This window comes from Methylosinus sp. Sm6 (assembly GCF_019802345.1).
Classification (GTDB): Bacteria; Pseudomonadota; Alphaproteobacteria; order Rhizobiales; family Beijerinckiaceae; genus Methylosinus.
Window position 1 is genome coordinate 142,947 of the sequence record NZ_JAINDZ010000005.1, and the last position, 16,757, is coordinate 159,703.

Sequence of the window (16,757 nt, forward strand, 5' to 3'; positions counted from 1 at the left end):
GAGAGCGGGCTCGGGAGGCGCGTGACGCTTGGTCACGCGACCGGGCCGATGTCCCCAATTGGCCAACGCTGTGCTTCGTAGTCAGCGATCGTATGCAGCAACATCGCGAAGCGATCCGCTGCGGGCGAGCCGGGGGCGGGCTCGAGGTCGAAATAGCCTTCGACCTCGACGAGCGCCGCATCATAGGCTTCTTCATCGCAGATCGGCGGAAAAGGAAACATCGGATCGTCTCCGGATTGAACTCGTGCCGCGCCTATTTACCCCGTCCTGCGCTGATCCCCGTGAGCGCCGCGCCGGCATTGCGCGCGAGCGGCCAGAAAAACAGGATCGAAGCGGCCGACACCGCCGCGACCATCAGAAAAGCCGGCTCGAAATCCACATATTGCAGCGCCCCGCCGCCATGCAGCGACCGGGCGCCTTCCAGCGCAGCGGCGCCGAGGGAGACGCCGGCGGACAAGGACAATTGCTGCCCGGCCGAGGCGAAGCTGGTCGCCCGGCTCATCGCCTGCTGCTCGATATCGGCGTAGCCGATGGCGTTGAGCGCGGTGAACTCCAGCGAGCGGAAGAAGCCGCCGACGAGCAGGATCATCATGATCGCCCAATGCGGCGTCGCCGGCGTGAAGAAGGCGTTGGCGCAGAAGAAGCCGGCCGAGATCAGCGCATTGACGATCAGCACCCGGCGGAAGCCGAAGCGGTCCAGGATCGGCTGCGCCGTCGTCTTCATCGCCATGGCCCCGACGCTGGCGATGAAGGTCAGCGAGCCGGATTGAAAAGCGGTGAGGCCGAAGCCCGTCTGCAGCATCAAGGGCAGCAGGAACGGCGAGGCGCCGAGCCCCATGCGGAACAGGAAGCCGCCGACGACCGAGGCGTGAAAGGTCGGCACGCGCAAAAGCGAGAGATCGATGATCGGATAGGGCGCCCGCAGCGCATGGCGCACATAGAGCGCCAGCGCCAGCGCGCCGGCGCCGATCAGCGCCGCGACATAGGGAGCCCCGATGAAGCCGGGGCCGGCGACGCCGAGGCCGAAGACGAGGGTGGAGAGGCCGAAGCCCGAGAGCAGAAAGCCCTTCACATCGAGCGGCGGGACCTCGGCCTCGCGCAGATCGGGAATGAATCGCGTGACCAGCAGCACGCCGAGGAGCCCGATCGGCACATTGATCCAGAAGATGTAGCGCCAGTGGAAATAAGTGGCGATGAAGCCGCCGAGCGGCGGGCCGATCATCGGCCCGATCAGCGCCGGCACGGTGAGATAGGCGAGCGCCCGCACCAATTGCGCGCGCGGGGCGACGCGCAGCAGCACCAGCCGCCCGACCGGCACCATCATCGCGCCGCCGAGCCCCTGCACGACGCGCGACAGCACGACGCCGGTGAGCGAGGTCGAGAGGCCGCAGAGAATGGAGCCGAAGGTGAAGACGAGAATCGCCGCGCCAAACACCCGCCGCGCGCCATGGCGGTCGGCGACCCAGCCGGAGACGGGGATGAACACCGCGAGCGAGAGCAGATAAGAGGTGAGCGCCAGCTTCAGCGCAATCGGGTCCTCGTGGAGATCGGCGGCCATTGCGGGCAGGGCGGTCGACAGCACGGTGCCGTCGAGATTCTCCATGAACAGCGCGGTGGCGACGATCAGCGGCGTGACGGCGAAGGAAGGCAACGGACCTCGTGGAGAGTGAGCGGAAAGGCGAGCGTCGCCTTCCTCTATGGATCTCTATATGCCTATTTGACGCAAATTGTCGAAACGCTCCCGATTGCGAGGCCTCGAGATGGACCGTCTGACGACCTATGAGCCGATCAACCGGCTGAAGACTGTGGCCGAGGATGTGTATCTCGTCGACGGCCCCGTGATCGGCATGAGCTATATGGGGTTGGCCGTCCCTTTCACGACGCGCATGACTATTGTGCGTCTTCCGGATGGGCGGCTGTGGATACACTCGCCGACGCCGCTGGTGGACGCGCTCGAGGCGGAAATCGCAGCGCTCGGTGAGCCGGCTTTTCTGATCGCCCCCAATCGGCTGCATTTCTGGTGGATCGGCGAGTGGAAGGCGCGCTTTCCGCGCGCCCGCGCCTATGCCGCTCCCGGCGCGCGCAAGGCTGCGGCCGCGCGCTTTTCGGCCTTCGACGCCGATCTTTCTCATGACCCGCCGCCCGAATGGGGCGGCGCCTTCGCGCAATATCTGCTGCCGGGACTGTTTCTCACCGAGGTCGATTTCCTGCACCGCGCCAGCGGCACGCTGATCCTCGCCGATCTCATCGAGAATTTCGAATCTTCACATATAGGCTGCGCCGGCTGGCGTTTTCTGGCCAAGTTGGGCGGGCCGCTCGACCCGGACGGCAAGCCGCCCCATGATCTCGCGCTCAATTTCCTGTGGCGGAAAAAAGAGGCGCGCGCCGAGATCGAGCGCATGCTCGGCGATTCGCCGCAGCGGATCATTCTTTCGCACGGACGCTGGTACGACAGAGACGCCGCGGCCGAGCTGCGCCGCGCGCTGCGGCGATTTCTCGCGTGAGCCGTCAGGCTCGCGCCTGCAGAAGCCGCGCGGCGGCGCGGCTCGAGCGGTGCTGGGCGTGGCAAATGGCGACGGCGAGCGCGTCGGCGGCGTCGGCGCTCTCGGCGCGGCTCGCCGGCAGCAGCACGCGCACCATCATGGCGACCTGCGCCTTTTCGGCGTGGCCGTTGCCGACGACTGTCTTCTTGACCAGATTGGCGGCATATTCGGCGACCTCGATTCCAGCGAGCGCCGGGGCGGCCAGCGCGACGCCGCGCGCCAGCCCGAGCTTCAGCGCCGATTGCGGATCGCGATTGACGAAAGTCTCCTCGACCGCCGCCTCATGCGGCAGATGCGCCTCGATAATGGCGGCGAGCCCGCGCTGCAATTGCGCGAGCCGTTCGGCGAGCGAGGCGCCGGCGTCGGAATGCAGGCTGCCGCAGGCGACAAAGCCGAGCCGCGAGCCCCGCGACGCCTCGACCACGCCCCAGCCGGTGTTGCGCAGGCCCGGGTCGATGCCGAGAATGCGAATCGTCTCATCCGTCATGCGGACAGGTTAGGAAAAACGAGCGGAATCGGGAAGTGCGGGAGCGGAGGGCCGGACGAACGTTTACGGGCTCGCGAGCTATCTCCCCCCGTGACCTATGAGAGCTGTGTGTCGTCACTCATCCTCGCTCGCCGCGGCGACATACTCGCTGACGGCTTCTTCGAGGGCTCGGCGAACTTCGTCGAACGATCGGCCTTGCTCGCCGATTTGCCGCCACTCGAGTGCGAGCCTTCAGGCTCGCTTTTCGGGCCATCAGCTCAATTGACGCCGACCACTCGTCTCTCTGCTGTTCTTTGGTGAGCGTGATGGGACTCGAACCCATGACGCTCTGATTAAAAGCCGCTGAAGCGACTTTAGCACATGCTTACTCCTAGCTACACGTAGTACATTCTATTACGTATAAACAATAGCTTGCTTTACATCCGTGTCAGATGGGCTACGGTTGATTTCGATGCTTGCTGCTGACTATGTGCTGACTGTTGGCTGGTGGCGCCAGCCAACGAGCCCCGCGGTCGCAATAGAAGAATTGTGTGAAACATAGGCCGTGAGATCGTCCAAGCCGTCCGATGTCGTTCATCTAGCATAGAAATCAATGTTTCATGATGATAATTGAGTTGTCAAAACAAGGGGCTTTTGTTGTCAAACCCGTCAAAATGGCGTGAAATCAAAATGTTGCAGAAGAGAGCCGCTTACGATCCTCGGGCCGCCGACAGCGAAAAGGCCGGCGAAAAGTCTTGCAAATGATTGAAGTTGCTACCCGATGGGCGACCTTCGACAACTCCGTCGTTTCGTCCACGGGAAGAGATCACCGCTCGCGTGCGCCGGGGCTGTTGCGGCGTCCGCCTCGGATGGCTTTGTTGGTTGCAGCCGAGGAGTTCATGAGGAATCGCATGGCGATCATGCGTCACGCGTCGACCGCGATGACCAGCCGGTATGTCAATTTCGACTCTGATCCCGTGCGAGAGCTTTCGAACGCGGTCGGCGCGCGCATAGCCGCGAACTTGGAGGGCAAGAGCGCCGAGGTCGTCCCGCTGAAACGGCCGAGGAAAGGCTAAAGCGCCGGAAACGACAGCGCATCACGCCATTTGCCACACCGAGGTTCCCGCCAGTGCGGGAGCGGATCGGTCATGCCGCGTTCCGGCTCTTTCCTGTGGTCATCACGCGCCGGCGATATGCCGCTTCGCCGCCTCTGCCAGAAAAGAGGAGCGCGATTGGCCGACGGCGGAGGCCGCGCGGTCGATGCGCTCGAGAAGGCCTTCGTCGATGGAGATGTTGACCCGCACGGCGCGGCGCGGGAGCTCCACCTCGATCGCCGCGACAGTCGCGTCCGCGAACCAATCGGCGAGTTCCGGGTCGGCGCGCAATTGCGAGACGCCGCGCAGTTGCGGGAGCGGCTCGCCGTCCTCCGCCATGCCGGCGACATGCAGGGCGAGCGCTTGCGCGCCCTTGGCAATGGCTTCGTCGATCGTTCGTCCCGTGCTCACGCAGCCGGGGAAATCCGGAAAGGAAATCCCGAAGCCGCCGCCTTCCTCATGAATGAGAGCGATCGCATAGCTCATTTCTGGCTTCTCCTGCGGGAGGGCACTCTCTCACCAGTCCCACCCGGCTTGCTTGTAGATCGAGCGTAGCGTGCCGGTCGGGATGTCGCTCGGCCCCGTGTCGACGGTGACGCGGCCGGGACGATCGGGGTGCGTGTATTGCACATGGTCGCCGGGCCCCTTGCGGGAAATGCGCCAACCTTCCGCCCGAAGACGCGTCTCGATCTCCTTGCGTTTGTTGCTGCGCCCGGCGCGACCCATGAGTCTGTCTCCGCAATGTGCGTATTTTTACACACATCCATCAAGTGGTCAACAAAAGTTGTGTAGTTATGTGTATCTGACTGTAATGCGCGCCATCTCCGATGATCGGCTGATCCGGTTGGGCGGAATACGCACGATGTGCTCAACCTCGTTCACGAGCTGGAGAGCATGCTCGCGCATGATGTCGAGCATCTTCTCGCGCTGCTCCGGCGCGAGATCGGCGAGCCGCACCTAGGGTCCGACGCCGAGGCCGTTCGTCACGCGCCGGACATAGGCGCCGGTGTCGTTCTCCGAGGCAGGCGCATATTTGCCGATCGCCTCGCGGATCGAGAGCCCGGCATATTGCGGGCTGTCGAACAAGAGGCTGCGCTGCGCCGCGCGCCCCGTCTCCGGCGTCCGGGAAGACGGCGAAGCCTTTTTCGTTCGCGCCCGTCGCGCCGTGGGCGGCGGCGAACTCGCCATGGCGCAGATTGCCCGGGTTGTTGTTGCGCCAGGATCGCGAGCCGCCAAAGCCGGGAATGGACGGAGTCGTATGAGGTCGTCAACTCACGTTAAATTTCAGCGGTTTACAGCGATATTCGCCAGCTCGAACGCGTCTCTGCGGCCGAGGATAGACGTGGCATGATGAGTCACGAGCTATCGAAAAAATGTAGTTTTGACGGATTGGACGGGTCGATTGGCCGATTTGGACGGCTGATTTTCGATCTAACCGTTTGAAAATACGTAGCTTCTGGCAACCTTTGACAACTTGGACGACCTTTTTCCTTCTCTCGAGGAAAAGAAAAAAGACAAACAGAGGTGAGAGTATAAATGAAACAATAAAAACAAACAGTTATGTCGTGACGCAGGTCCGCCGATGACCTCGGACGTGTTGCGGAATGCCATGAGGAGGGAGGAGGGAAGTGGGTTTTGCGTTCAAGGATCAGCGAGCGGTGACGGAGCGCTCTGCTGACTCTTTCGGACGGTGTGCGCTTCCGCCAGACGAGATTAGCGGCTAATTACTTGATTTCCTTGGTGAGCGCGATGGGACTCGAACCCATGACCCTCTGATTAAAAGTCAGATGCTCTACCGACTGAGCTACGCGCTCGCTCTGCTCGATCTCTCGCGGCGGAGGGTCGCTCTCCGCCGCCGTCCCCAGTAGCCGCAGACCGCAGATGGGTCAACCCTGCCGCGCCGTCCTATCCGCTCGACTTCACGAAAAGGATAAGCGCCGCGAACACCACCGCCGAAACGACCGTGGTGATCGCCGCTTTCAGCCCCAGCCGGGGCGCAACCGGCGCGCCCGGATCGGAGCCCTCCGGCGTGTCTCCCTCCTCCTGCGAGGAGCGAATCCCGAGCGGCAGCACGGCGAACAGCACGATCCACCATATGGTGAAATAAATGGCGAGGGCCAGCGGCGTCGAGAATGGCACGGCTCGCGTCCTTCCTTCGCATGCGTCGCCCGGCCCACGGCCGAGCGTCAGGCCTGCTCGAGCTCCACCAGGGCGCCGTTGAAGTCCTTCGGGTGCAGGAACAGCACAGGCTTGCCATGGGCGCCGATCCTGGGCTCGCCGTCGCCGAGCACGCGCGCGCCCGCCGCCTTCAGCGTGTCGCGCGCCGCCAGAATATCCGCGACCTCATAGCAGAGGTGGTGAATGCCGCCGGCCGGGTTTTTGGCGACGAAGCCGGCGATGGGCGAAGCCTCGCCGAGCGGCTCCAGCAGCTCGATCTTGGTGTTGGGCAGCTCGACGAACACCACTGTCACGCCATGCTCGGGGATCGCCTCCGGCGCGGAGACCGTCGCGCCCAATGTGTTCCGATAGGTCGCGGCGGCCGCGGCGAGATCGGCGACGGCGATGGCGACGTGATTGAGGCGTCCGATCATCTCTCTTCCTTCGTGAACAGCTCGCTTCGTGAACAGCTCGGCCGTTACATGCGCCATCAGGCTTCGATGATCAATACATGCACTTGCGGTTTCTTGCCCCACACCGAATTGACGCTGGCGCGCACCGCGCGCTCGATCGCCGTCGCCGCCGCGTCGAAATCGCGGCGCTTTTGCCGCGGCAGATTGTCGAAGGTGCGGAAGATCGCCTCATCCACCACCTCGGCCATTTCCTCGCCGCTGTGGCCGCGCTTGGGCAGGCCGGCGAGCATCACATCCGGGTCGCCGATGAGATCGCCGCGCTTGTCGATGGCGAGGGCGAGCGAGACGACGCCGGCAAAGCCGAGCTTGGCGCGCTCGCGCACCGCATTGTCGTCCTCGCCGATCAGCACGTCGCCGTCCTTCAGCAGCCGTCCGCCCGGCGTCTTGCCGACCACGCCGAGCTCGCCGGGCATCAGCCGCACGATGTCGCCATTGCGCGCGCCGAGCACCTGGCCGACGCCGCGCGCCTGCGCGAAGGCGGCGTGCACCGTGAGATGATGCCCCTCGCCATGCACCGGCACCGCCGCGCGCGGCCGCACCCAATCATAGAGCTGCGCCACCTCGCCGCGCCGCGGATGGCCGGAGCAATGCACCAGATGGTCGTGATCGGTGACGACCTCCATGCCCTGGTCGCAGAGCTTGTTCACGACCCGGTTCACCTCGCGCGTGTTGCCGGGAATGGCGCGCGAGGAAAAAATCACGAGATCGCCGGCCGCGAGCTTGATGACCGGATGCTCCTTCTCGGCGACGCGCGCCATGGCCGCCCGTGGCTCGCCCTGGCTGCCGGTCGCCAGCACCACGATTTTTTCACGCGGCAGGGCGGAGAACATGTCGAGCGACAGGAAGGGCGGCAGCCCGTCGAGGAAGCCGCATTCGCGCGCGACCTGGATGACGCGCTCCATCGCCCGCCCGGCGATCACGACGCTGCGGCCGGCCGCCTGCGCCGCCTCCGCCACCGAGCGGATGCGCGCGACATTGGAGGCGAAGGTCGTGACCATCACCCGATGCTCGGCCTCGCCGATCAGCCGCATCAGCGTCTCGGCCACGTCGCTCTCGGAGAAGCTGTCGCCCTCGCGCAAAATATTGGTCGAATCGCAAATGAGCGCGTCGACGCCCTCGTCGCCGAGCGCGGTGAGCCGCGCCGCGTCGATGCGATGGCCGACGCGCGGCTCCGGATCGATCTTCCAGTCGCCGGTGTGGATGGCGAGGCCGAGCGGCGTGCGGAGGGCGAGCGCGTTGGCCTCGGGGATCGAATGGGCGACGGCGATCAGCTCCACATTGAATGGGCCGATGTCGAGCCGGTCGCCCGTCGCGACCGTCACGATTTTAATGTCCGGCGCGCCGGCCTCCGAGAGGCGGCGCGCCTCCAGCAGGCCGGCGGCGAAGCGCGTCGCATAGACCGTGCAGCGCAGCTTCGGCCACAGGAACGACAGCGCGCCGATATGGTCCTCATGCGCATGGGTGATGACGAGGCCGACGAGATCGCGGCGGATCTTCTCCACGAAGGACACGTCCGGCATCATGAGGTCGATGCCCGGCAGCTCGGGACCGGGAAAGGCGAGGCCGCAATCGACCATCAGCCATTTGCGCGCGCGTGGCGGGCCGAAGCCGTAGAGCGCGGCGTTCATGCCGATCTCGCCGACGCCGCCCAGCGGCGCGAACACGAATTCGTCTGCTTCCTCATTCATTGGCGTCGCTCCGGCTCGGGCCGGGCCGCCGAAAGGGCCGGCAGGAAAATGTCACCCGCCTCGATCACGCGCCGGCCGCCTTCGGCAGAGATAATGAGGCGGCCGTCCGCGTCTATCGTCTCGAAGCGTCCGCGAAGAGTCTCGCGGGGCAGGCGCGCCTCGATCTCCTCGCCGAGCCCGGCCGCATGGGCGAGCCAGCGCTCGCGCAGGGCCGCAAAGCCGGCGCCGCCGGCCCAGAGGCGCAGCGTCTCCTCCATCTGGTCCGAGAGACACGCAAAAAGCACGCCGGCGCTGGGCGCAGAGGCGAGGCGGGAGAGATCGCTCGCGGGGTAGGGGAGGCCCTCGGGCGAAGAGGCGCAATTGACGCCGACGCCGATGACGCAGCCGAACGGCGCGCCCGGCTGCGCTTGTTGCGCGCCTTCGAGCAGCACGCCGGCGAGCTTGGCGCCGTCGAGCAGCACGTCATTCGGCCATTTGAGCGCCAAGCGATGTGGCGCGCCGGTCGTCTCGATCAGCGCCGCGATGGTCGCGAGCCCGGCGACGAAGCCGAGCTGCGGCGCGATCGCCGGCGGGCCGAAGCCGGAGAGCAGCAGGCTGGCGTGCAGATTGCCCGCGAGCGAGCTCCAGCTGCGGCCGAGACGGCCGCGGCCCTTGGTCTGGCGCGCCGCGACGACCCAGAGCGGGCCGCGATCGCCCGCCTCGGCGCGGCGACGCGCCTCGTCATTGGTCGAGTCGATCGCGTCGAAAACCTCGAGACGCACGCCGCGCGCGAGGGCGTGGCGGCCGAGCTCGACCTTTTCCATCTGCGGTCAGAACAGCGATTTGGCGGCGGCCGTCGCCGCTTCCACCACCGGCGCGGGATAGACCCAGAAGCCGAGCAGGAAGATGGTGGAGACCGCGAGGACGGCGCGCAGCGACAGCGGCGAATGATCGAAGGCCGGCGCCGGCTCGTCGAAATACATCACTTTGACGACGCGCAGATAGTAGAAGGCGGAAACGGCGCTCGCCGCCACGCCGAGAATGGCGAGCGCATAGAGCCCGGCGTCCACGGCGGCGAGGAAGACGTAATATTTGGCGAAGAAGCCGGCGAGCGGCGGCACGCCGGCCAGCGAGAACATCAGCATGGCGAGGTAGAAAGCCGCCGTCCCATTGTTGCGCGAGAGGCCCGAGAGATCGGCGATCTTCTCGACCGGCCGCCCCTCGACGCGCATCTGCAGAATGGCCGCGAAGGCGCCGAGCGTCATCACCAGGTAAATGGCGAGATAAATGGCGACGCCGCGCACGCCGGCCTCGTCGCCCGCCGCGAGGCCGACCAGCGCGAAGCCCATATGGCCGATCGAGGAATAGGCCATCAGGCGCTTGATGTTGGTCTGGCCGATCGCCGCAAAGGCCCCGAGCAGCATCGACGCGATGGCGAGGAAGATCACGATCTGCTGCCATTGCGCGGCGACGCCCGGAAAGGCCGTCATGACGATGCGGGCGGTGATGGCGACCGCCGCCATCTTCGGCGCCGAGGCGAAGAAGGCGGTGACCGGAGTCGGCGCGCCCTCATAGACGTCGGGCGTCCACATATGGAAGGGCGCGGCCGACATTTTGAAGGCGAGGCCGGCCAGCACGAAGACGAGGCCGAAGACGACGCCGAGCGGCGGCGCGCCGGTGATCGACTTGGCGATGCCGTCGAAGGAGATGGTCCCGGCGAAGCCGTAGAGCAGCGAGGCGCCATAGAGCAGCATGCCCGACGACAGCGCGCCCAGGACGAAATATTTGAGGCCCGCCTCGGAGGCGCGGGCGTCGTCGCGCGCGAAGGCGGCGGCGACATAGAGCGCCAGCGACATCAGCTCGAGGCCGAGATAGAGCGCGATGAGATTATCGGCCGAGACCAGCAGCAGCATGCCGATCGTCGACAGAACGACCAGGATCGGAAATTCGAAATTGCCGAGCTTGGCGCGCTGCAAATAATCGCGCGACATGATGATGGTGACGAGCGAGCCCAGAAGCGTGAGAATCTTCACGAAGCGGCCGAAGGCGTCGTCGACGAAGGCGCCCTCGAACAGCGAGGCCTGCGTGTCGCCGCCGAACAGCAGCGAGAGAATGGCGAGGCCGAGCAGGCCGATCGCCAGCTCGTTGACGAGGCCGAAGGCGCGCGATCCACGGAAGGAGCCGACGAGGATCAGCGCCAGCACGCCGAGCGTGAGAATGGTTTCCGGCAGGAAGTGATGCGCGAGAGCGGTTGTGAACGACATTGTCGGCGACCGATCATTGAGCGGCCTGGGCCGCGACTTTGAGCGCGTCCGCCAGGGCCGTGTGGGTTTGCAGGAGATTGGCGACGGAGGCCGCCGATGCTTCGAGGATCGGGCCCGGCTTCACGCCGTAATAGATGGTGAGCGCGATCAGCGGGACGAACAGGATAAGCTCGCGGGGCGTGAGATCGGAGATGTCGGCGAGGCTCGGCTTGTCGAGCACGCCGAAGATCACGCGGCGATAGAGATAGAGCGCATAGGCCGCCGAAAGAATGACGCCGGTGGTCGCGAACAGCGCCACCCAGCTGTTGGCGACGAAGGCGCCGGTCAGCGTCAGGAACTCGCCGACGAAGCCCGAGGTGCCCGGCAGGCCGACATTGGCGAGCGTGAACACCATGAAGGTGAAGGCGTAGAGCGGCATGCGGTTGACGAGGCCGCCATAGGCGGCGATCTCGCGCGTGTGCATGCGATCATAGATCACGCCGACGCAGAGGAACAGTGCGCCGGAGACGAAGCCGTGCGAGATCATCAGGAACATGGCGCCCTGCACCCCCTGTGTCGTCAGGGTGAACAGGCCCATGGTGACGAAGCCCATATGCGCGATCGACGAATAGGCGATCAGCTTCTTGATGTCCTCCTGCACCAGCGCGACCAGCGAGGTGTAGATGATGGCGATCACCGACAGCGCATAGACGAGCGACGCGAATTGCGCCGAGGCGTCGGGGAACATGGGCAGCGAGAAGCGGATGAAGCCATAGCCGCCCATCTTCAGCAGGATGGCGGCGAGGATCACCGAGCCCGCCGTCGGCGCCTCGACGTGAGCGTCGGGCAGCCAGGTATGGACCGGCCACATCGGCATCTTCACCGCGAAAGAGGCGAAGAAGGCGAGCCACAGCCAGGTCTGCATTTCCGGCGGGAACTTCGTCTCCAGGAGGATGGCGATGTCGGTGGTGCCGGTCTTGCCATAGATCGCCAGGATCGCGATTAGCATCAAGAGCGAGCCGGCGAGCGTGTAGAGGAAGAATTTGAAGCTCGCATAGACGCGCCGCTTGCCGCCCCAGACGCCGATGATGAAAAACATCGGAATGAGGCCGCCCTCGAAGAAAAGATAGAACAGCACCAGATCGAGCGCGCAGAACACGCCGATCATCAGCGTCTCGAGGACGAGGAAGGCGACGAGATATTCCTTGAGGCGGAACTTCACCGATTCCCACGAGGCGAGAATGGCGAAGGGCGTCAGGAAGGTCGTCAGCAGCACGAAGGGAATGGAGAAGCCGTCGACGCCCATCTTATAGGTGAGGCCGGCGCCGAACCAGCCTTTCTGCTCGACGAGCTGGAAGGCGGCGCTGGTCGTGTCGAAGCGTCCCCAGACGACGAGCGACAGCAGGAACACGACGATCGTCGTCAGCAGCGCCGCCCATTTGGCGTTGCGCTGCGTCGCCTCGTCGTCTCCCTTCAGCGTCAGGATGAAGGCCGCGCCGACGAGCGGCAGGAAGGTGAGGCCCGTGAGAATGCCGAAACCGAACATCAGCGCAGACCTCCCGCGACGAACCAGGTGACGAACGCCGCGACGCCGATCAGCATGGCGAAGGCGTAATGATAGACATAGCCCGTTTGCAGACGCACGGCGAGCCGCGCCCCGTCGACGACGCGGGCCGCGACTCCATCGGGGCCGAGGCCATCGATGATGCGGCCGTCGCCGCCCTTCCACAGGATGCGGCCGAGCGCGAAGGTCGGACGCACGAAGATCGCGTCATAGAGCTCGTCGAAATACCATTTGTCGAGCAGGAACCGGTACAGCCGCGGGAAGGCTCCGGCGATCTTCTGCGCCGTTCCGGGCGCGAGCTGATAGACATAGAGCGCGACGAGGAAGCCCAGAGCCATCATCACGGTCGGCGTGTAGGAGATCCATTCCGGAACCTCGTGCATGGCGTGCAGGATGTGGTTCTCGTGGCCGGTATAGATCGCGCCCTTCCAGAACTCGTCATAGGCGTGGCCCGTGAAGTCGCCGGCGAAGACGAGGCCCGCGCCGAGCGCGCCGATCGACAGCGCGATGAGCGGGATCAGCATCACGATCGGCGACTCGTGCGGGGCGTGAGCCCCATGGCCATGGTCCGCATGCGCGTGATCGTCCCGAGCATGATCGTCCCGAGCATGATCGTCGTGACCATGGGCGTGGTCGTCATGTCCATGCGCCGCAGCCTGCGCCGCCGCATGGGCATGCGCGTCGCCATGCGCCTCCTTGGCCTTGCCGAAGAAGGTCATGAACACGAGACGCCAGGAGTAGAAGGAGGTGAGGCCCGCCGCGATCACGGTCGAGAGGAAGGCGAAGAAGGCGACGTGATGATGCGCGCTCGCCGCGTAAGCTGCCTCGATGATCTGGTCTTTGGAGAAATAGCCGGCGGTGTAGGGGAAGCCGGTCAGGGCCAGCGTGCCGATGGTCATCATGGCGAAGGTGACGGGGATCTTCTTCCACAGCCCGCCCATGTTGCGCATGTCCTGCTCGTGATGCATCGCATGGATCACCGAGCCGGCGCCGAGGAACAGCAGCGCCTTGAAGAAGGCGTGGGTGTAGAGATGGAACACGCCGACCGAATAGGCGCCGACGCCCTCGGCGACGAACATATAGCCGAGCTGCGAGCAGGTCGAATAAGCGATGACGCGCTTGATGTCGTTCTGCACGAGGCCGATCGTCGCCGCGAAGAAGGCGGTGACGCCGCCGATCAGCGTGACGAAGGCGAGCGTATCGGGCGCATATTCGAAGATCGGCGACAGGCGCGCCACCATGAAGACGCCGGCGGTGACCATGGTCGCCGCATGGATGAGGGCGGAGACCGGGGTCGGGCCCTCCATCGCGTCCGGCAGCCAGGTGTGCAGCAGGAATTGCGCCGACTTGCCCATCGCGCCAGTGAACAGCAGGAAGGTCGCCAGCGTCAGCGCGTCGAAATCGGCGCCGAACACATGGATCTTCTGGCCGGCGATGCCCGGCACGGCGGCGAACACCTGCTCGAAGCTCACCGACTGCGTGAGCTGGAAGACGAGGAAAATGCCGAGCGCGAAGCCGAAATCGCCGACGCGGTTGACGACGAAGGCCTTGATCGCCGCGGCGTTGGCCGAGGGCTTCTGATACCAGAAGCCGATGAGGAGGTAGGAAGCGAGGCCGACGCCCTCCCAGCCGAAGAACATCTGCACCAGATTATCGGCGGTCACCAGCGTCAGCATGGCGAAGGTGAACAGCGACAGATAGGCGAAGAAGCGCGAGCGATGCGGATCCTCGTGCATGTAGCCGATCGAGTAGAAATGCACGAGCGCCGAAACGCTGTTGACGACGACGAGCATCACCGCCGTCAGCGTGTCGACGCGCAGCGCCCAGTCGACGCTGAGCTTGCCCGAGGTGAACCAATTGGCGAGCACGGGCGCGCTCGCATGGCCGTGGCCGAGCGCGACATCGAAGAACACCATCCAGGAAAAGCCGGCCGCAAGGAACAGCAGCGTCGTCGTCACGAGTTCGGACGGACGCGCGCCGATACGCCTGCCGAACAAGCCCGCGATGAGAAAGCCGATGAGCGGCAGGAAGACGATAGCTTGGATCATCGGCGCTCAGCCCTTCAGAGAGTTGATGTCCTCGACCGCGATGGTGCCGCGGTTGCGGAAATAGGTGACGAGAATGGCGAGGCCGATGGCCGCCTCCGCCGCCGCCACCGTCAGGATGAACAGAGCGAACACTTGTCCGGTGAGATCGCCGAGCGCCGCCGAGAAGGCGACGAGATTAATGTTCACCGCGAGCAGGATCAGCTCGACCGACATCAGAATGATGATGATGTTCTTGCGGTTGAGGATGATGCCGGCGACGCCGAGCGTGAACAGGATCGCCGCGACGACGAGGTAATGGGTGAGACCGACGGCCATTGCTGCGCTTCCTTCAGACGCCCGCCCGCGAGGGCACTTTCTTGATCTCGATCACATTCTCGCGCGTGCGCGCGTTCTGCTCCGCGATCTTCTGCCGCTTGACGCCGGGGCGATGGTGCAGCGTCAGCACGATCGCGCCGATCATGGCGGTGAGCAGCACCAGAGCGGAGGCTTGGAAGAACACGAAATATTTCGTGTAGAGGACCTGACCGAGCGCGGCGGTGTTGGAGACGCCCGCAGCGATCGGGGTCTGCGCCGCCTCGAGCGCATTTGGCGCGCTCTGCCAGCCGACTGCGATCATGCCGAGCTCGATGAGCACCACCGCGCCGACTCCGGCCCCGAGCGGCAGATGCTTGGAGAAGCCCTGGCGCAGCTCGGCGAAGTCGACGTCGAGCATCATGACGACGAAGAGGAACAGCACCGCCACCGCGCCGACATAGACGACGACGAGGATCATGGCGAGGAACTCGGCGCCCGCGAGCAGGAACAGGCCCGCGCCATTGACGAAGGCGAGGATGAGAAAGAGCACCGAATGGACCGGATTGCGCGCGACGATCACCGCGAAAGCCGATGCGATCAGCACCGCCGAGAAAAGATAGAAGAATGCTGCAGCCACTGTGTCGTTCCTCTCTCGCAGCCTCGTAGCGTCGCGCGGGTTCTGCGCCTTCAGCGATAGGGCGAATCCATCGCGATGTTGCGCGCGATCTCGCGCTCCCAGCGCGCGCCGTTCTCGAGCAGGCGATCCTTGTTGTAGTAGAGTTCCTCGCGCGTCTCGACGGCGAACTCCTGGTTCGGCCCCTCGACGATGGCGTCCACCGGGCAGGCCTCCTGGCAGAAGCCGCAATAGATGCATTTCACCATATCGATGTCGTAGCGCGTGGTGCGGCGCGTCCCGTCGTTGCGGCGTGGACCGGCCTCGATGGTGATGGCCTGCGCCGGGCAGATCGCCTCGCACAGCTTGCAGGCGATGCAGCGCTCCTCGCCATTGGGATAGCGGCGCAGCGCATGCTCGCCGCGAAAGCGCGGCGAGATCGGGTTCTTCTCGTGCGGATAGTTCAGCGTCGCCTTCGGCTTGAAGAAATAGCGCATCGACAGGAAGAAGGCGGCGATGAACTCGGTGAGGAAGAGCGATTTCGCTGCTTGATCGAGCTTCATGACACGGGCCCCTTAGTTCGCGCCCGCCGAGCCGGCGAATTGCAGCACGGCGGCGACGAGGATCACCATGACGAGAGAGATGGGCAGGAACACCTTCCAGCCGAGCCGCATGAGCTGGTCATAGCGGTAGCGCGGCACGAAAGCCTTCACCATGGCGAAGAGGAAGAAGAAGAAGGTGACCTTCAGCACGAACCAGATCACGCCGGGCACGAGATCGAGCGCCGCGATGTGGAACGGCGGCAGCCAGCCGCCGAAGAACAGCAGCGTCAGCAGCGCGCACATGGTGAGGATGGCGACATATTCGCCGAGCATGAACAGCATGTAGGGCGTCGCCGAATATTCGATCATGAAGCCGGCGACGAGCTCCGATTCCGCCTCGACGAGATCGAAGGGCGGGCGGTTCGTTTCGGCCAGAGCCGAGATGAAGAAGATCACGAACATCGGCAGGAGGCGCAGCCAATACCAGCCGAGCATGCCATATTGCGTGTCCTGCGCGCGCACGATCTCGGTGAGGTTCAGCGAGCCGGCGCAGAGCAGCACGGTGATGATGACGAAGCCGATCGAGACCTCGTAGGACACCATTTGCGCGGCCGAGCGCAGCGCCGAGAGGAACGGATATTTCGAGTTCGACGCCCAGCCGCCCATGATGATGCCGTAGACGCCGAGCGAGGAGATGGCGAAGATATAGAGAATGCCGACATTGAGATCGGCGACCGCCCAGCCGTCATTGACGGGGATCACCGCCCAGGCGGCGACCGCCAGCATGGCGGTGACGAAGGGCGCCAGCAGGAACACGCCCTTATTGGCCGTGTCCGGAATCACCGGCTCCTTCAGCACGAACTTCAGCATGTCGGCGAAGCTCTGGAGCAGGCCCCAGGGACCGACGACATTGGGGCCGCGGCGCAATTGCACCGCTGCCCACACCTTGCGGTCGATATAGATCGCATAGGCGAGATAGACGAGCAGCACCACCGTCAGGACGACGCTCTTGACGATGATGATGAGGAGATTGAGCAGCCAGCCGTCGATCAC

At 64.8% G+C, this 16,757-nt stretch carries 19 protein-coding genes and 1 tRNA gene; 1 reads left to right on the plus strand and 19 read right to left on the minus strand.

Features of this window, described 5'->3' with window-relative positions:
• Positions 1-32: 32 nt before the first annotated feature.
• Together K3F48_RS05560 and K3F48_RS05565 are read right to left on the minus strand one after the other, a co-directional pair.
• Positions 33-221: a hypothetical protein gene (locus K3F48_RS05560; RefSeq protein WP_222574428.1), complete on the minus strand. Its 189-nt coding sequence runs from the start codon at positions 219-221 to the stop codon at positions 33-35.
• Positions 222-253: 32 nt separating this feature from the next.
• Positions 254-1,651, minus strand: a complete 1,398-nt coding sequence (locus K3F48_RS05565) for a DHA2 family efflux MFS transporter permease subunit (protein WP_222574429.1) — start codon at positions 1,649-1,651, stop codon at positions 254-256.
• 109 nt (positions 1,652-1,760) lie between these two features.
• Between K3F48_RS05565 and K3F48_RS05570 the strand changes: the two genes are divergently transcribed.
• Positions 1,761-2,504 carry a DUF4336 domain-containing protein gene (locus K3F48_RS05570; RefSeq protein ID WP_222574430.1) on the plus strand — a complete coding sequence of 248 codons (744 nt, stop codon included), beginning with the start codon at positions 1,761-1,763 and terminating at the stop codon, positions 2,502-2,504.
• 4 nt (positions 2,505-2,508) lie between these two features.
• On the opposite strand, the gene ruvC is transcribed toward K3F48_RS05570, so the two are convergent.
• The 17 genes from ruvC to nuoH all read right to left on the minus strand — a co-directional run bounded on the left by ruvC (position 2,509) and on the right by nuoH (position 16,757).
• Positions 2,509-3,030, minus strand: a complete 522-nt coding sequence (gene ruvC / locus K3F48_RS05575) for a crossover junction endodeoxyribonuclease RuvC (RefSeq protein WP_222574431.1) — start codon at positions 3,028-3,030, stop codon at positions 2,509-2,511.
• A 1,157-nt stretch (positions 3,031-4,187) separates the two neighbouring features.
• Positions 4,188-4,589: a type II toxin-antitoxin system HicB family antitoxin gene (locus tag K3F48_RS05580; RefSeq protein WP_222574432.1), complete on the minus strand. Its 402-nt coding sequence runs from the start codon at positions 4,587-4,589 to the stop codon at positions 4,188-4,190.
• A 30-nt stretch (positions 4,590-4,619) separates the two neighbouring features.
• Positions 4,620-4,829 (minus strand): type II toxin-antitoxin system HicA family toxin, encoded by a 210-nt coding sequence (locus tag K3F48_RS05585; protein ID WP_222574433.1) that lies wholly within the window; start codon positions 4,827-4,829, stop codon positions 4,620-4,622.
• A 66-nt stretch (positions 4,830-4,895) separates the two neighbouring features.
• Positions 4,896-5,060: a hypothetical protein gene (locus K3F48_RS05590; RefSeq protein ID WP_222574434.1), complete on the minus strand. Its 165-nt coding sequence runs from the start codon at positions 5,058-5,060 to the stop codon at positions 4,896-4,898.
• Positions 5,061-5,291, minus strand: a complete 231-nt coding sequence (locus tag K3F48_RS05595) for a hypothetical protein (RefSeq protein ID WP_222574435.1) — start codon at positions 5,289-5,291, stop codon at positions 5,061-5,063.
• Positions 5,292-5,841: 550 nt separating this feature from the next.
• A tRNA-Lys gene (locus tag K3F48_RS05600) sits at positions 5,842-5,917 on the minus strand.
• Between the two features lie 91 nt (positions 5,918-6,008).
• A complete protein-coding gene (locus K3F48_RS05605; protein WP_222574436.1) occupies positions 6,009-6,242 on the minus strand; it encodes a DUF1467 family protein in 234 nt (77 codons plus the stop codon).
• A 47-nt stretch (positions 6,243-6,289) separates the two neighbouring features.
• A complete protein-coding gene (mce, locus tag K3F48_RS05610; protein ID WP_222574437.1) occupies positions 6,290-6,694 on the minus strand; it encodes a methylmalonyl-CoA epimerase in 405 nt (134 codons plus the stop codon).
• Positions 6,695-6,750: 56 nt separating this feature from the next.
• On the minus strand, positions 6,751-8,421 hold the full coding sequence (locus K3F48_RS05615) for a ribonuclease J (protein WP_222574438.1): 1,671 nt from the start codon (positions 8,419-8,421) through the stop codon (positions 6,751-6,753).
• Positions 8,418-9,224 carry a biotin--[acetyl-CoA-carboxylase] ligase gene (locus tag K3F48_RS05620; protein ID WP_222574439.1) on the minus strand — a complete coding sequence of 269 codons (807 nt, stop codon included), beginning with the start codon at positions 9,222-9,224 and terminating at the stop codon, positions 8,418-8,420. Before K3F48_RS05620 ends, K3F48_RS05615 begins: the two co-directional genes overlap by 4 nt.
• A gap of 6 nt (positions 9,225-9,230) precedes the next feature.
• A complete protein-coding gene (gene nuoN / locus K3F48_RS05625; RefSeq protein ID WP_222574440.1) occupies positions 9,231-10,664 on the minus strand; it encodes an NADH-quinone oxidoreductase subunit NuoN in 1,434 nt (477 codons plus the stop codon).
• Positions 10,665-10,677: 13 nt separating this feature from the next.
• On the minus strand, positions 10,678-12,189 hold the full coding sequence (locus K3F48_RS05630) for an NADH-quinone oxidoreductase subunit M (protein WP_222574441.1): 1,512 nt from the start codon (positions 12,187-12,189) through the stop codon (positions 10,678-10,680).
• Positions 12,189-14,255: an NADH-quinone oxidoreductase subunit L gene (nuoL, locus tag K3F48_RS05635; RefSeq protein WP_222574442.1), complete on the minus strand. Its 2,067-nt coding sequence runs from the start codon at positions 14,253-14,255 to the stop codon at positions 12,189-12,191. Before nuoL ends, K3F48_RS05630 begins: the two co-directional genes overlap by 1 nt.
• A 6-nt stretch (positions 14,256-14,261) precedes the next feature.
• Complete coding sequence (nuoK, locus tag K3F48_RS05640) at positions 14,262-14,570, minus strand: NADH-quinone oxidoreductase subunit NuoK (RefSeq protein ID WP_003608857.1); 309 nt, start codon at positions 14,568-14,570, stop codon at positions 14,262-14,264.
• Between the two features lie 13 nt (positions 14,571-14,583).
• Positions 14,584-15,186 carry an NADH-quinone oxidoreductase subunit J gene (locus tag K3F48_RS05645; RefSeq protein ID WP_222574443.1) on the minus strand — a complete coding sequence of 201 codons (603 nt, stop codon included), beginning with the start codon at positions 15,184-15,186 and terminating at the stop codon, positions 14,584-14,586.
• A 50-nt stretch (positions 15,187-15,236) separates the two neighbouring features.
• On the minus strand, positions 15,237-15,725 hold the full coding sequence (gene nuoI / locus K3F48_RS05650; protein WP_222574444.1) for an NADH-quinone oxidoreductase subunit NuoI: 489 nt from the start codon (positions 15,723-15,725) through the stop codon (positions 15,237-15,239).
• Positions 15,726-15,737: 12 nt separating this feature from the next.
• Positions 15,738-16,757: an NADH-quinone oxidoreductase subunit NuoH gene (gene nuoH, locus K3F48_RS05655; RefSeq protein WP_222574445.1), complete on the minus strand. Its 1,020-nt coding sequence runs from the start codon at positions 16,755-16,757 to the stop codon at positions 15,738-15,740.